This is a genomic window from Arcobacter cryaerophilus gv. crypticus (assembly GCF_002993025.1).
In the GTDB taxonomy this organism is placed as follows: Bacteria; Campylobacterota; Campylobacteria; order Campylobacterales; family Arcobacteraceae; genus Aliarcobacter; species Aliarcobacter cryaerophilus_B.
Genome location: NZ_NXGI01000046.1, coordinates 1 through 16,228, shown reverse-complemented (window position 1 = coordinate 16,228; position 16,228 = coordinate 1). Strand labels below are relative to the sequence as shown.

14 protein-coding genes are annotated in these 16,228 nt (G+C 26.4%); 8 read left to right on the top strand and 6 right to left on the bottom strand.

Going from position 1 to position 16,228, the window contains the following annotated elements:
- Positions 1-42 precede the first annotated feature (42 nt).
- Together CJ670_RS09780 and CJ670_RS09775 are read right to left on the bottom strand one after the other, a co-directional pair.
- Positions 43-1,185, bottom strand: coding sequence for a hypothetical protein (locus tag CJ670_RS09780; RefSeq protein WP_105939823.1), 1,143 nt, complete (start codon positions 1,183-1,185; stop codon positions 43-45).
- A gap of 9 nt (positions 1,186-1,194) precedes the next feature.
- Complete coding sequence (locus CJ670_RS09775; protein ID WP_105939822.1) at positions 1,195-2,649, bottom strand: MBOAT family O-acyltransferase; 1,455 nt, start codon at positions 2,647-2,649, stop codon at positions 1,195-1,197.
- 201 nt (positions 2,650-2,850) lie between these two features.
- Here CJ670_RS09775 and CJ670_RS09770 point away from each other — a divergent pair, with 201 nt between their 5' ends.
- Complete coding sequence (locus tag CJ670_RS09770; RefSeq protein WP_105939821.1) at positions 2,851-3,303, top strand: hypothetical protein; 453 nt, start codon at positions 2,851-2,853, stop codon at positions 3,301-3,303.
- 5 nt (positions 3,304-3,308) lie between these two features.
- Here CJ670_RS09770 and CJ670_RS09765 read toward each other — a convergent pair whose 3' ends face one another.
- The 3 genes from CJ670_RS09765 to CJ670_RS09755 form a co-directional block, all read right to left on the bottom strand.
- On the bottom strand, positions 3,309-4,157 hold the full coding sequence (locus CJ670_RS09765) for an aldose 1-epimerase family protein (RefSeq protein WP_105939820.1): 849 nt from the start codon (positions 4,155-4,157) through the stop codon (positions 3,309-3,311).
- Positions 4,158-4,166: 9 nt separating this feature from the next.
- A complete protein-coding gene (locus tag CJ670_RS09760) occupies positions 4,167-6,251 on the bottom strand; it encodes a heavy metal translocating P-type ATPase (protein ID WP_105939819.1) in 2,085 nt (694 codons plus the stop codon).
- A gap of 124 nt (positions 6,252-6,375) precedes the next feature.
- Entirely contained in the window at positions 6,376-7,773 is a 1,398-nt protein-coding gene (locus tag CJ670_RS09755; protein ID WP_105912104.1) for a DEAD/DEAH box helicase, read from the bottom strand.
- 242 nt (positions 7,774-8,015) lie between these two features.
- Here CJ670_RS09755 and CJ670_RS09750 point away from each other — a divergent pair, with 242 nt between their 5' ends.
- Together CJ670_RS09750 and CJ670_RS09745 are read left to right on the top strand one after the other, a co-directional pair.
- Entirely contained in the window at positions 8,016-8,393 is a 378-nt protein-coding gene (locus CJ670_RS09750; protein ID WP_105912841.1) for a DUF302 domain-containing protein, read from the top strand.
- Positions 8,393-8,860 carry a DUF2721 domain-containing protein gene (locus CJ670_RS09745; protein WP_228154242.1) on the top strand — a complete coding sequence of 156 codons (468 nt, stop codon included), beginning with the start codon at positions 8,393-8,395 and terminating at the stop codon, positions 8,858-8,860. The genes CJ670_RS09750 and CJ670_RS09745 overlap by 1 nt, the downstream gene beginning before the upstream one ends.
- A 19-nt stretch (positions 8,861-8,879) precedes the next feature.
- On the opposite strand, the gene CJ670_RS09740 is transcribed toward CJ670_RS09745, so the two are convergent.
- Positions 8,880-11,102 carry a methyl-accepting chemotaxis protein gene (locus tag CJ670_RS09740; protein ID WP_105939817.1) on the bottom strand — a complete coding sequence of 741 codons (2,223 nt, stop codon included), beginning with the start codon at positions 11,100-11,102 and terminating at the stop codon, positions 8,880-8,882.
- A gap of 127 nt (positions 11,103-11,229) precedes the next feature.
- Between CJ670_RS09740 and CJ670_RS09735 the strand changes: the two genes are divergently transcribed.
- The 5 genes from CJ670_RS09735 to CJ670_RS09715 all read left to right on the top strand — a co-directional run bounded on the left by CJ670_RS09735 (position 11,230) and on the right by CJ670_RS09715 (position 16,029).
- Complete coding sequence (locus CJ670_RS09735) at positions 11,230-12,021, top strand: ribonuclease H family protein (RefSeq protein ID WP_105939816.1); 792 nt, start codon at positions 11,230-11,232, stop codon at positions 12,019-12,021.
- Between the two features lie 66 nt (positions 12,022-12,087).
- Positions 12,088-13,059 carry an aldolase catalytic domain-containing protein gene (locus tag CJ670_RS09730; protein WP_105939815.1) on the top strand — a complete coding sequence of 324 codons (972 nt, stop codon included), beginning with the start codon at positions 12,088-12,090 and terminating at the stop codon, positions 13,057-13,059.
- 42 nt (positions 13,060-13,101) lie between these two features.
- Positions 13,102-14,805, top strand: coding sequence for a flagellar hook-length control protein FliK (fliK, locus tag CJ670_RS09725; protein WP_105939814.1), 1,704 nt, complete (start codon positions 13,102-13,104; stop codon positions 14,803-14,805).
- Between the two features lie 3 nt (positions 14,806-14,808).
- On the top strand, positions 14,809-15,081 hold the full coding sequence (locus tag CJ670_RS09720; protein WP_105912110.1) for an EscU/YscU/HrcU family type III secretion system export apparatus switch protein: 273 nt from the start codon (positions 14,809-14,811) through the stop codon (positions 15,079-15,081).
- Positions 15,082-15,084: 3 nt separating this feature from the next.
- Positions 15,085-16,029 carry a hypothetical protein gene (locus CJ670_RS09715; RefSeq protein ID WP_105939813.1) on the top strand — a complete coding sequence of 315 codons (945 nt, stop codon included), beginning with the start codon at positions 15,085-15,087 and terminating at the stop codon, positions 16,027-16,029.
- Positions 16,030-16,228 lie beyond the last annotated feature (199 nt).

Sequence of the window (16,228 nt, the reverse complement as noted above, 5' to 3'; positions counted from 1 at the left end):
ACTTAAAAATATAAAGAAATATTGCAAAATGAAATAAAAATTTTAGGGTTTAGAACTAAAAACCTCTTTTCTATAAGCTTCGGTATTTATAAATTTAACTCTATCATCTCTTAATTTTTGAATATGATTATCTATATTTTGGCTATTTAACTCCACTCCAAAATCTTCATATGGTGAAATATCTAAAAGTCTATCAAGGACAATATCTCCTAACTCTTTTTTATAATGACTTGCTTCCCAGTGATATTTCATTTTCTCTTTTGCATCTGTTGGTACAGTTTCAGCTGTAAGTTCATGATAAACTGAAAAATCAATAACTTTATAAGGATTTTTTTCTTGTTCATTTGCAATTTTTTCTATAAATAAAACAACATCTTTTTTCCACTTATACCAAGTTTCGATATTTTGATAATAATCGAAAGCTTCCCATTGCCTAATATGTGAAGGTCCAAAAATAATATCTAGTTTTATACCATTTTCATAACAAAGCTCTAATATTTTTCTAAAATCTTCAAAGCTATCTTTTTTTGTATCTTGATAGATATTTGAATTATATTTAAAATCTGATTTTTGATAATATTTTTCTTCATCTTTATTCATAACTTCAATATGTCCACCCTGCTTATCAATATTTTCTTGATTAAAATTCCAATCTCTTTGTCCATTTTCTAAATATGAATTTTTAGTTTTTTGATTTAAAATAGTTTTAAAACTACTTTTAAATAAATCTATACTAAATAACTGTTTATAGTTATTTTTAATATTAAAAGAGTCTTCAAAATCATCTGATTTTCTCATTTTTGGGTCATTAAGCATTCTCCAATCAGCTACAAGTAAAACTTCTTTTAAACTGTCTTGCTTAATTGCGTGTTCAAGATATAATCTATTTTCATATAAACTAGCAGCACTTACAGCTAGATTATAAGATGGTTTAGAAAAATATTGATGATTTGGATCATATCCATACTCTGTTCTTGAAGTTCCCAAAGATATCGAAACTGGTTTTATCTCTTCAACTTTTACAACTTTTGCTAATCTTATATTTTTATCTTGTTCTGGTTTATTTAAAAAAATATTTGTTTTATAAATTCCATAAGGATCAACAATATAATTAACTCCACCAATAAATAAAGCTCCAAATAAAGATAATCCAAAAAATATTTTAATCCATTTTGTACTTTTCATAAATTATCCTTAAAAATTAAAATATAAAAATTCAGATACTTTATTTAAAGATAAAATACCCATACAAAAACAGAAAAATGCCAAAAAGAGAGTTTGGTAATTTAGTTTAAATTCTTTCCATTTTTCCATAGAATTTTTGAAAAATAAAACTAAAATAAATACTAAAATGAATAATGGTGTTTCACTTAACGGTAATTGTATTGTGTCAAATGGATTAAAAACAACTCCATATTTTTCCAAAAATGCTAATTTACTAGCAAAAATTGGATGTAGCTGTAAACCACTAAACCCAAACATCCCTTTTAAAACCTTAATTGCACTCTCAAAATCTTTTGCTCTAAAAAATATCCATGTTATATTTATAAAGTTAAAAGTAATAAACCAAGCTAGGATTTTATTCATTTTAAATCCTAGGCTTTGCCATGCTCTATGAATTGCTAGTGCAATACCATGAAGAAGTCCCCACACTATAAATGTCCATCCAGCTCCATGCCAAAGTCCACCTATTAAAAAAGTTGCTATTAGGTTTGTATAAGTTCTAAATTCACCTTTTCTATTTCCACCAAGAGGAATATAAATATAATCTCTTAAAAATCTAGATAGTGTCATATGCCATCTTCTCCAGAAGTCTTGAATACTTAAAGCTTTATATGGAGAGTTAAAGTTTATAGGAAGTTTTATATTAAACATCAAAGATATTCCAATAGCCATATCTGTATAACCACTAAAATCAAAGTATAGTTGGAAAGTATAACTTAGACTTGTAGCCCAAGCTTCTATTAGATTTAAAGTTGTTGCTGTGTCAAATCCAGCTGTTGCCCATACTGCAAATGTATCTGCAATTACTACTTTTTTAAACAATCCAATAGAGAATATAAAAAGACCTAATGCTATATTTCTATAATTTTTAACCCAGTTATACTTACTTGCAAATTGTGGCATCATCTCTTTATGATGTAAAATTGGACCTGCAAGCAAATGTGGAAAATATGTTACAAACAGCATATAATTTACAAGGCTATACTCTTTTGCTTCTTTTTTATATGCATCAACTAAAAATGCTATTTGAGTAAATGTAAAGAAGCTAATACCCAAAGGAAGAATAATATGAGGAAGTGGAATATTAGAGCCAAAAATACCATTAAAGTTATCAAGTAAAAAATCTGTATATTTAAAGTATCCTAGTAATCCTACATTAAACAATATACCAAAGGTTAAAATTGTTTTACTATTTACTTTTATCTTCTCATGATTTACTAGACTTAATCCTACGCTATAGTTTACAAATATAGATAATAGTATTAAAGGAACATAAGAGAAATTCCAATATCCATAGAAAAACAAACTTGCAATTACTAAAAATATCTTTGCACCAAGGATTAATCTTTGGCTTAATAGATAAAAATAGAGTATAAAAGTTATTGGTAAGAATAAAAATATGAATTCATATGAGTTAAATAGCAATTCTTGTTTCCCCTAATGTTTAATAATAGAACATATAATTAAAAATATTTTTATTTTATGTCCATTTGTTGAATATTTTTTCAAAGATTTGATTCTAATATATAATTGTTTAATAAATGGATAAATATTCTTAAAATATTAATTTATTGTCTAATAGTGAAACATTTACAATGCTAAAAAAATATTTTAGGAAATAGTTGAATGTTAAAAATAAAAGATATATTAGAAAAATATGAAGTAACAAGAACAACTCTACACAACTGGAAAACTACAAAACCAAATCTTTATAGTTTACTTTTAAATTCAGATGGGAAAAATGATGATTTAAGAGATGTAAATATTGTTTTAGAGAAATATTCAAAAACTATAAAAAGCAGTTTTAGTGAAGATGATATTTTATTTATTTTAAATCTTAGTTTGGAAAATTTTGTTGAAGATATAGAAAAACTGCACACAATTTATATAGAGCAAACGGCAAAAGAGCTAAAAGAGAATAGTGAGTTTGTACTTAGTATTTATCAAAAAATTCAAGACTTAAACCTAATAGAGAGATATATTTTTATTTTAAGAATCAAGAGTTTAAGAAAAGAGAAAATCAAACAAACAGATATAAAAATAGCTATAAAACACTATTTCAAAGAATTTTTAAAATAGTTTTTTCAAACTTCAATACTATAAAAACAAGAAAAAACTTCATCTTTTTTTAAAACTTGAATTTCTCTTTTATCTTCTATATTTTGATTTGAATTCTCCTCATCAGCAACACCAAACCAAGGTTCAATACAAACAAATGGTGCAAGATTTTGTTTTGACCAAACTCCTAAATATGGAAAATCTTTGAATTCTACTTTTAAAATTTTATTGTTGTTTTTATCTCTTAGATTAATAGATTTTATATTTTCATCATTAAAAACTAAAGCATCATTTTTAAATATTTCTTCATCCAAAATAAGTTTACTTTCTAAAAAATTTAATTTCTCATTTTTATAAATCAAACCTTTGTCATTTAAAAAATATCTTGTGGAAGTTGTAGTATTTTCAAATTCTAAAAAATCACCATTTGAAATATTAAAAGCAGGATGAGCTCCAATAGAAAAATAGAGTTTATCTTCACTTGCGTTTTTAACTATATAAGAAATTATTAGTTTTGTTTTCTCTAATTTATAAGAGATATTTAACTCAAATAAAAATGGATAAATTTCCAAAGTTTTTTCATCATTTTTTAATCTAAATTCTATAAAGTCATCATCTTGTACAACTACTTCAAACTCTTTATCTCTAGCAAAACCATGTTGAGAAAGAGTATATTTTTTACCTTTATAAAAATAGCTATCATTTTTTAATCTTCCAACTATTGGAAAAAGAACAGGTGAGTGTCTTGCCCAATATTGTGGATTTGCTTGCCAAATATATTCAAAATCATTGTCTATTTTTTGTAAACTATTTAATTCAGCTCCAAAAGATTTGATTTTTACTTTTATAAAATTATTTTTTATCTCATAATTCAAAATATTTTCCTATTTTTTAATATCTTTTAAAATTCTCATAGAGTTAAATATAGCTATTAAAGCTACTCCCACATCTGCGAAAATTGCTTCTTTCATTCCAATAACAGCACCTGCACCTAAAAATAAAAAGCCAATTTTTACAAGCATTATGAAAATAATATTTTGATACACAATCACTTTTGTTTTTTTAGCTATTTTAATTGCATCGCTTATTGCATTTAAATTATCATTTAAAACTATAACATCAGCAGATTTTATAGCCAAATCACTTCCAATACCACCCATAGCAAAGCCTATATCTGAGCTTGCAAGTGTTGGGGAATCATTTATTCCATCTCCTACAAATGCAACTGTTTTTCCTGTTTTATTTTTTATCTCTTCATAGATTTTGAGTTTATCTTCTGGTAAAAGTTCATATCTTACCTCATCTATTCCAATGCTATTTGCTACTTGCATAGCTTGTTCTTTTTTATCACCTGTTAGCATATAAGTTTTTGATATCTTTAGTTTTTTCAACTCTTCTAAAAACTCTTTTACTTCACTTTTTATAACATCACTTACAACAATATATCCAGCAAATTTTGAGTTTATTGAGATATAAACAACATTTAAACTCTCATTTAAATTTTGCAAAATTTCTACACCAAATTTTTCAAGAAGTTTTTTGTTTCCTACTAAAATCTCTTTTTCATTTACAATAGCTTTTATACCCAAACCGCTAAACTCTTCGCTAAAACTAAGCTCTTTTAGATTTAACTCCTCTTTAAACTCTTTTACAATAGCTTTTGCTATTGGATGATTTGAAAAGCTCTCAACTATTGCAACAACCCTTAGAAGCTCATCTTTGCTTATATCAAAGGCTTCTATTTTTGTAACTTCAAAAACCCCTTTTGTCAAAGTTCCTGTTTTATCAAAAACAAAATTCTCTATTTCAGTTAATTTTTCTATATAGTTTGCACCTTTTACCAATACACCTTTTTTTGAAACAGCACCAATAGCACTAAAATATGATAGAGGAACCGACACAAGCAAAGCACAAGGACAAGAAATTACTAAAAAAACCAAAGCTCTTTCAATCCAATCAGTATACAAAGCATCTTGGATAAAAAGTGGTGGTAAAAATGCTAAAAACAGAGCTAATACAACAACTATGGGAGTATAAACTGAAGCAAATTTTGTAATAAACTTTTCAGCATTTGCTTTTTTCAAACTTGCATTTTCAATGAGTTCAATTACTTTTGCAATTGTTGAGTCTTTGTAAAGTGATTTTACTTTTAAATAAACAGCATTTGAAACATTTATATATCCACTTAAAACCTCTTCACCCTCTTTTAGAGCTTTTGGTTTAAACTCTCCTGTTATTGCACTTGTATCAAAAAAGCAAGAGTTTTCAAGTAAAATAGCATCAACTGGAACTTTTTCACCTACTTTTACTAAAATAATATCATCTAAGTTTAACTCTTGGGGAGTTTTTTGAACAACACTTTCACCCTCTTTTACAAATGCAAATTCAGGTTTTATATCAATAAGTGCATTTATACTATCTCTTGAATTATTTACAGCAACTCTTTGAAACATCTCACCAACTTGATAAAAAATCATAACAGCAATTGCTTCAACAAAATCAAAAAGAGCAATAGCTCCAATTGTTGCAATTGACATTAAAAAATACTCATCAAAAACTTTTCCAGCAACAATATTTTTAAATGCCTTATATAAAACATCCCAAGCAACAATCATATATGCTAGAACAAAAACCGCTATTTGTATTTGTCTATTTTCTATATAGTTATAAGAAATATATGTCAAAAATAAAGAAACTAAAGTAATAAGTAAAAGCTTTTTATCTAAGTTTTGCCAAAATGTTTTTTTACTTTTATTATCTTGTTTTACAATAATTACCTCTTTTTCTATTTTTTGAATCTTTTTTTCTATTATAAAAGTTAAATCTTTATTTGTATTTTGCTCAAATGTCAAAGTTGAAGTTGAGAAATTAAGTCGCACATTTGATAGTTGTGGCATATTATTTAAAGTTTTCTCTATTTTTAAAGCACAGTTTGCACAATCAAGATTTTGTAGTTTTAATTTTTTCATTTATAAATTCTTTCTATTTTTACAATATTTTTAAAGAAAAAAGTATATCTATATGGCTATGAATTGAATATTAATTTTATGAAGCAAGTAAGATATTTTGAGATATCTTACTTTAAATTTGAGTTTATTTACTTTTTAAGCTTGAGCTTACTCTTCTATTTCTTGAGCTACTACTTGAAGTTTCACCTCTTTTTGAAGCAAATCTATTACTATTTCCTCTTGGTTTTGCACTTGAAAATGATTTTTCTTCATCTTTATTTCTACCAAAAGTTCTTTTTGAACTAGATGTTTTATCTTCTGTTTTAGAAGCTCTACTTTGTGTTGATCTATTTCCACCATTGTTTGCTCTGTTTCTGCCATTTGAAATAGGTTCTGCTTTTATATTTGGATTTACTTTAAATCCTTCAATTGCTATTTTATTTATCTTTTGTTTAATTAATTTCTCAATTCCAAACAAATAATCATCCTCATCAATGCAAACCAAAGATATAGCATCTCCACTATTTCCAGCCCGTCCAGTTCTTCCAATTCTATGAACATAGTCCTCAGGAACATTTGGTAACTCAAAATTTATCACATGTGGAAGTTGGTCTATATCAATTCCCCTTGCTGCTATATCAGTTGCTACCAAAACTCTTACGCTTCCAGCTTTGAAATCATCCAAAGCTTTTGTTCTTGCACCTTGAGATTTATTTCCATGAATTGCAGCTGAAGTTATTTTATCTTTTATTAAAGCTTCACTTAGTTTATTTGCACCATGTTTTGTTCTTGTAAAAACTAAAACTTGTTTCCAACTATTTTTATTTAAAAGATGAATTAAAAGCTCTTTTTTTCTCTCTTTATCAACATGATGAACTGTTTGTTCAACTTTATGTGAAGTGCTATTTGCTTTTGAAGCCTCTATTAAAATTGGAGAATTTAACAATCCATCTGCTAATTTTTTAATTTCTGTTGAAAAAGTAGCTGAAAAAAGTAGATTTTGTCTTTGTTTTGGCATAATTGATAATATCTTTTTAATATCGTGAATAAATCCCATATCAAGCATTCTATCAGCTTCATCTAAAACCAAAAACTCTACTTTTGATAAATCTAAACAATCTTGAGAAACCAAATCAAGTAGTCTTCCAGGAGTTGCTGTAATAATATCAACGCCTTTTTTCAAAATTGCTTTTTGAGGATTTATTCCAACTCCTCCAAAAATAATCGCAGATTTAAATGGAAGATATTTTCCATAAGCCTCAACACTAGCACCAACTTGAGAAGCTAATTCTCTTGTAGGAGTTAAAATAAGTGCTCTAACTTGAGTTTTCTTATCTTTTGAATGGTTTTGATTTAAAATTTCCAATAATGGAAGTGTAAAACCAGCTGTTTTTCCAGTTCCTGTTTGAGCAGCTGCTAAAACATCTTTTTTTGCTAATATAACTGGAATTGACTGTGTTTGAATAGGAGTTGGAGTTGTATAACCCTCTTCTTTAATTGCACGAAGAAGTTCTGTGCATAATCCTAAGTTTAAAAATGACATAAGTACCTTTTGTTTTATAAACCTACAAAAGTTATTAGCTTAAGTTACGATCTAGGTTGAATAATTTGAGTTTAAATGAGTTGTAGAAAATCTACATAAACGAAGTCAGGCATAGACCGAAGTATGCCGAAATTGTGAGATTATATCACAATTTTTTGATTTTGATTCATAAATTGCAAAGAATATGTTTTTATAAAAATTAATTTGCTACAATCAACAAAAATATATAAAAGGGAAAAAAAATGCAATATATAGAAATATCAAACAAAACAGTTCAAGAAGTAGTTGATAGCATAAAAGAGCTAGCACCAAATCATGGTTTTGGAGTTCAACACATACACAATATAAAAGAGACTTTAAGCTCAAAGGGTAAAAAATTAGATGCACAGTGTCAAGTAATTGATATTTGCAATCCAAATGTTGCTGAAACTTTTTTAAATGAAGATATTAGTTTAGCTTGTATTATGCCTTGCAAAATTGCAGTTTATACTCAAGATGGAGAGACAAATATCACTTTAAACTCTCTAGTTCAATTAGTAGATGATATAAATCCTGATTTAATAGAACTTGCACAAAAAACACAAGAAGGGCTTTTAAAAATAATAGAAGAAGCAAAATAGTGATAACTCTAAATGAGATAAATTCAATATCAAGTATGATTCAACTCTCTGTTGCACCTGTTTTTTTATTAGCAGGTGTTGCTGGACTTCTAAATGTTTTTACAGGAAGATTAGTTAGAATTATTGATAAAGTTGATAAATTAGATAAATTTGAGAGTGAAAAAAAAGAGCAAAATAAAATAGATGATGAATTAAAAGATATGATAAAATCTAGAAGAAATTTTTTAACTATGAGAATGAATAATACAAATCGAGCAATATTTTTTGGAACAACAACAGGTCTTTTAATTGCTTTGGTTATTATCACAATATTTTTAAGTTCATTTTTTCATTTTGAACATACTTTTTTAATAGCGATTCTATTTATTTTGGCTATGAGTTCTTTAGTAGTTTCACTAATTTTATTTTTAAGAGAGCTTTTTTATACTACAAAATTTATAAACAATAAAGAGAGTTATATTCCATAAATATAACTCTTATTATTTCTTACTTTCCATCAAACTCTTTAGAGTTTAGTTGTTCTATAATCTCATTTGATATTTCTAGTGTTTGTTTTGCAATTTCATTTGCTTCAGATGCACTTTGTGCATTTCTTTGAGTAATTTGATCAAGGTTATTTACAGCATCATTTATTTGCACCATTCCAACTGATTGCTCTTTACTAGCTGTTGTTACATTTTGTATTAAATCTAAAGTTATAGATATATTCTCATTTAAAGATGTGTATCCTTCTATCATACTATTTGCAATTTGGCTACCCTCTTTTGTTTTGCTTGTAGCTAACTGTACTATTCTTTTTATCTCATTTGCAGCTTCAGCACTTCTGCTTGCTAGATTTCTAACTTCTCCAGCAACAACTGCAAAACCTTTTCCAGCTTCTCCTGCAGTTGCAGCTTCTACAGCTGCATTTAGACTTAAAATATTTGTTTGGAATGCTATTTGATCAATTACTCCAATAGCTTCATTTATAGCCAATGCTTGTTTGTTTATGTCTTCCATAGAACTAACAGTTTTATTTGCTAAATCTTGTCCTATTTTTATTGACTCTTTTACTTTTTCACCATAACTTGCCATTTTTGTAGTTGTTTGTGTGTTATTTGTGATATTTGATGTTATCTCTTCTAAAGATGCAGCTGTCTCTTCTAAAGATGCAGCTTGTGAATTTGCAGCTGTTGATATACTTTGCATATTAAAACTTAGACTATTTGCATTATCTTTTAAAGTAAACCCAACTTTTTTGTTATCAAGTAGAGTTTGAGTAATAACATCTCTTAAAATATTTATATCTTTTTCCAACTCTTTAATAATTCCTTCAAGGTCATTATCTTTTAGTTTTGGTCTAAAATCTAGTTTTGAATATGAAGTTAAAACATTTAAAATATTTGAAATATTACCGTTTAGCGTATTTAACATCTCATTTATAATATTTTTTAGTTCATTTAATGCAGGATTATTTGAATTAACCATAATTTTTTGGTCTAAATGCCCTTTATTAATACTATTTGCAACTCTTATTGTATCTGCTATTAATTCTCTATCTCTTTGAATATTTGCTTTAGTGTTTGCAATATTTTTATTTATAATTTTAGACATCATCCCTAACTCATCTGTTGAATCAACACCAATTAATTTAATATCATCTTTTTCAAAATTAATAAAAGCAAAAAACTCTTCTATTCCAGATCTTACACTAGCAACATCTATTAAAATTGTAAATGCAATTGTTCTTGCCAAAATCATAGTAATACCAATACCAAATATGCTTAATAGTGAAAAAAGTATTAGATGAAAAGTTGCTTCATCTTTTTCTAAATTAATCTCATTTAGAAGATGAGTAGAAATATGATCTTCAACTTGCTTCAAAAGATTTATCTTGTTTGTAATTGTTTCAAACCAATAGTTTGGATCTACTCCAAAATTCTCTTCAATATTACTAAAAAGTGCTATATTTCGCATCTTTTCAACTTCTTCTATATCTTTTCCAACAACTGTTTTTAAGTAAAAATCTACCATATCTTTTGAAGCAATTTTTGAAAAAATATCCATATATGCAGTTTGTTCAGCTATAAGAGTATAAAATCTAGCTTTTAATCCTTCTGTAAACTTATTTTGTGCAAAAGTATTTGTACCAACTGCTCTTTCTATTCCTGTTCTCTCTTTTGCAAGTAAAAAGTTCATATAACTTCCCAACTCTTTTGTAACATTTGGGCTATTTGAAAACTTTACAATAGTTCCTAAAGTATTAAGTAAAAGAGTATTTGTATCTGTATAATAAGCTATTGCAATAGGTGCTGCAATATTCAAATTATTTACACTACTTCTTACAGCTTGTAAATCTTTTAATTTTTCTAAACCACTATTTAGATTTTTTACAAAATCATCATTATATTTTGATTTATCAAAATCTGATAAAAATTCATTTAAAAAAGTTATTTGTTTGTTTACCTCTTCTCTTTGTCTTGGTAACTCATCTTTAAACTTAATACCTTTACTTCCAATAAATCCAGCTGTCATACCTCTCTCTTTTTGAGTTTCATGAACCAGTGCACCAATTTTTGTAGATAAAATAACAACTTTATCTAATGATTTAAGGTTTTCCAAGCTTCTGTATGAGTCATAAGCTAATTTTGCTGCTAGCAAAATTACAATAACCAATGGAATAAGCATAATTGCAATTAGCTTTTGTTTTATAGATAGTTTTGAAATCATTTAAAATCCTAAATTTTTGCGTAACTGTAGCATAAATTTGGCTATTTTTGGTTAATTTACAACAACAATAAAGCCCTATTTTTGTACAATCTTCAATTGAAAAAAATTAATTATAAGTAAAAGTAATATGAAAATAGACAAAGAATTTTTAAACAAAATTTATTACAATGGTGATTTAAATAAAAAACAGCTTGATATATTAAAAATAGATTTTAGCTCTGAAAAAAATTATGAAAATGAAATTTTAGGAAAAGAAATTTCAAAAAATGACTCAAATTTACTAATGCTTCTAAGAGGCATTAATGATTTAAAATCTCAAGAGCAAATAATTTCAAACTATCATTTAGTACTAGAACACAACAAAATAAAAGCAAATGTATATAAAAATGTGAATGACAATATCTCAATATCAAATAATATTTTAAAAATATATTGTGATGGAGCTTGTAGTGGTAATCCTGGAAATGCAGGAAGCGGAATAGCAATTTATTTTGATGACAAAAATCCAGTTTTGCTATATGGTGATTTTATTGAGACTGGAACAAACAATATAGCTGAGTTAAATGCTTTATACAAAGCTTTACAAATAGCAAATGAGACAAACAGTAATAATACAATATCAATTTTTACAGACTCAAAATATGCAATAGATTGTATCTCAACATGGGCATATTCATGGAAAAAAAATGGCTGGAGTAAGAAAGGTGGAGAGATAAAAAATCTTCCTTTAATAATAAAATCACATGAGCTTTTTGAAAAACTAAAATCAAAAGTAAATCTAGAATATGTAAAAGGTCATAGTGGAGTTGAGGGAAATGAACTAGCAGATAGAATGGCAATAAATGCAATAAAACAAAAATCTATTGAGTATAAAAGCTTTAAGTACGAAAATATAGAGGAAGTTTTAAAAATAAAATAGTATTAATAAAATTTTTTGTTACATTTAGCTAATATTTAAAACTAAAAAAATTAAGGAAAAGAGACAATGCTAGAGAAAAAAGGAACTATACTTTCAGTTAGAGAAGATTTAAAAGTTTTTGATTGTACTATTAGAGATGGTGGACTTGTAAATAACTTCCATTTTAGCGATGAGTTTGTAAAAGCTCACTATGAAATGTGTGTTGCTAGTGGTGTTGATTATATGGAAATTGGTAAAAATGTATCTCCAACTTTAATGAGTGAAGATGAGTATGGACCTTGGAATTTTTGTAAAGAAGAAGATATAAGAAGAATTGTAGGGGAAAATAATACAAATCTAAAAATTGCTGTTATGAGTGACATTGGAAGAAGTTTAAAAGAAGAACTTATACCAAAAGAGCAAAGTGTTGTTGATATGATTAGAATTGCGACATATATTCACCAAATTCCAGCAGCAATTGAACTAATAGAAGATGCACATGCAAAAGGTTATGAAACAACTGTAAATATAATGGCTATTTCAAAATCATTTGATGATGAGCTAGATGAAGTTTTAGAACAACTTTCTAAAACAAATGTTGATGTAATTTATATAGCTGATAGTTTTGGTTCTTTTTATCCTGAGCAAATACGAAAATTAACAGAAAAATACCTAAGTTTTGCTCAAAAATCTGGTAAAAAAGTAGGAATTCATGCACACAACAATCTTCAACTTGCATATGCAAATACTTTAGAAGCTATGATTTATGGAGCAAGTTTTCTAGATGTTACAGTTTCAGGTCTGGGAAGAGGAGCTGGAAACTGTCCACTTGAACTTCTTTTAGGATTTTTAAAAAATCCAAAATATAAGCAAATGCCTGTTTTAGAGTTTATAGAAAACTATATAGTTGATTTAGAGAAAAAACTTGACTGGGGATATAGCATTCCATATATGATAACAGGGCAGTTAAATGAACATCCAAGAGCTGCTATGAAAGCTAGAGATGAAAAAGATACAAAATATAGAGAGTTTTTCAAAAGCATCTCTTTTATGGAGTAGATAAAATCTACTCTATAAAAATATATTATACTATGGTCTAAAATGTTAATTTCAAATGGATCAGCACTAAATATACTCTTAGCAAATAATAATAGAGTTTTAAATGATGCTTTAAAAGAAGCAGATAATAAAACTCTAAATAATCTTTTAAAACAAGATAGCCAAAATTCTTCAAGCTCAACAAATGCAGCTGCTAGTTCTATTTTAAAAGAGGTTTTAAACTCAATCAAAGATGGTACAAAATCAAATAGTAGCTTAGAAAATATATTAAAAAACTCAACTTCTTTTAAAGATTTAGGAACTATATCTTCAAATTTATCATCTTTGTTAGAAAATATAAAAGATGATGAATCGCTTCAAAAATTCAAACCACTTTTGGAGAATTTTTTAAAAAATATAAAAGATGTAACTGCTGATAATTTAAAAGAACAGATAAAAAATAGTGGTATTTTCTTAGAAAATAAGCTATCTTCAAATCCAAATGCAAAACTAGAAACTCTTTTACAAAATATCTCAAATCTTATAAAAACTATAGATACACCAGAAGCAAAAAATAGCAACCAAATAATTGATAATATTTTAAAAAACATACCAAAAGATAGTTCTATAAAAAGTAGTGAGGTATTAAATAATCTTAAAACATTAGTAAGCTCTTTACAAAATTTAAGCACTTCTTTAAATCCAAATCAAACACAAACTCTAAATAATCTTGCAAATGAATTAAAAAATTTTATACAAAATGGCTCAATAATAGAATCAAAAACTGAAAATTTAGTACCAAAAACATTAATACAGACACAAACATCACAAACTGAAGATATAAATATAGAAAATACAAATATTAAATCCTTGATTAATAATCAAGTAAAAGAGCTTTTAACTCAAATAAAACAAGATTTAACACAAAATCAAAATATAGTACAAAATAAAAATATTTTACCTTTGATTGATAAACTAATCTCACTACCAGATCTATTTTCAAAAAGTGAAGCTATTTTAAATAGTGTACAAAATACAAATATCTCAAATTTTTCAAATAATTTTGCTACAAACTTAAACCCACTTTTAACTGCATTAAAAGAGAGCTTACAAGCAATTAATCCAAAAAGCACAGAGATACAAAATCAGATAAACTCTTTGATAAAAAAAGTAGAAAATATTATTCAAGAATATACAAATAATCAGTTGGATAAGCCAAAAGATAATCAAAAGCTTGATAATGATTTCAAATCAATACTTCTTAAAATGGAAGATGAAGTTGCACAAAAAGCAGATATAAAGTCACAAGATAGTTTAAAAACAATAAACAATCTTCTAAGTCAAATCGATATGCAACAACTAACTTCTCTTGTTTCAAACTCTAATTTTGTGTATATTCCATTTTTTTGGGAGATGTTAGAAGATGGCTCAGTTGAGATTAAACAAAAAGATGAAGATAAGTTTTTTTGCCAAATTAAACTTACATTAAAAGATTTTGGAAAAATAGATTTAATGCTTTCTATGTATGATGAAAATAAGATTGATATGACAATATATGCTCAAAGAGAACATTTTAAAGTAGCATTAAGAGATAATTTACAAAAATTAAAATTAGCTCTAAATGAAGCAAATATTATTCCTATGAATATAAAACTTCTTGATATGAAAGAAGAGAGTGAAACACAAGAGCAAAAACCAACAAATGTTTATCAAAATAACTACAACAACGATTTTATATCTAGTTCAAAAATAGATATAAAGGCATAATAGATGCAAGAAGATAATCAAAAAGTACAAAAAGCAGTAGCTTTACAATATGATAAAAGTGCAAATAATGCTCCAAAAATAACCGCAAAAGGAAAAGGTGAAACAGCAAATAATATAATAAAAATTGCACAAGATAACAAAATTCCTATCAAAAAAGATGAAGATTTGGTTGAATTATTGTCTAAAATAGATATAGACAAAGAGATACCAACTTCTATGTACAAAGCTGTTGCAGAAATTTTTGCATTTATTTATGAATTATCAAACAAAAGGTAAAAAATGATTTTAAAAAAAATTGTAATTAAAGACCAAAAAGAGCTATATAGACACAAAAACTATCTTATTGGTTTGGATTTAGAGTTTAATAGCACAAAAAAAGAGTATTCAAATAGTAGCGAAATAAGTTTTGATAATTTATTTGAAATAACTGAATTTTTAAAAAATCACAACTTTTCATACACTATGATGGAAGAAAAAATAACTGATTTTAAAAAACAGATTTTGGCAAAATACAAAACTCTTCAAGTTGATAGTAACAATATTTTTATTGTAGAAAAAAATAGTGAAAATAAAATATATCTTCTTAATCAAATAAAAAATAGTATAAATATAGTTGATTTAAAAAATTCAAATCTAAAAATGTATAAAATTCCAAAAAGTAGCTTGGAAAATTCTAACTTAAGTATAAAAGTTCTTGAAATATTGGCTTCAAATAAAGGGGATTTTGAAGAACTTTTTGATATTTTTGCAATACTAGAAAATCAAAATTCTCAAACTATTCTTTATTTAGATAAATTAAAGAAGTTTAAATATTTTTGTATTTCAAAGATAAATGAACAACAAAAAGATATGTTTTTATGCAACTGCGTACCAAATTTTTTCCCTGAAACAAACTTTTATATAAAAGGAAATAGAGTTTTTTCAGACTACACTCAATATTTTCTAAGTTATGAACAAGAGATTAAAATTTGGAAATATCTATATTCAAATAAAGAGTTAGTAGGAGTTTACAAAGAACCTAGTTTGTATGAACTTTTTGTAGGAAGAAAAATTTATATTTTTGATGAATTTAAAAGTAGAGTAAAAGCTATAATAAAAAATGTACAATATTTAGAAAACAAAGGACTAAGCATAACACTATCAAATGGTGTATCTAGTCAAAAAATATCTCAAATATTTACAAAAGAAGAGCTTCTAAAAAGAGTAATAGAAGCTAGAGATTAAAAGAATTGTTAGTCAAAACTTCAAAATCTAAACTAAAAGCATGGGAGTGTAACAAATTCTCTTATAATACCAAAGAGAGAATTCAAGTAGCATATCGACAAAAATTCTGAATCTATTCGAGTTGAATAAGATTGTGACACAGTTGGATAGCTACACGTAAAACTTGAGTGGCAACAAAGCCAGTTTTGACTAGGCTGTA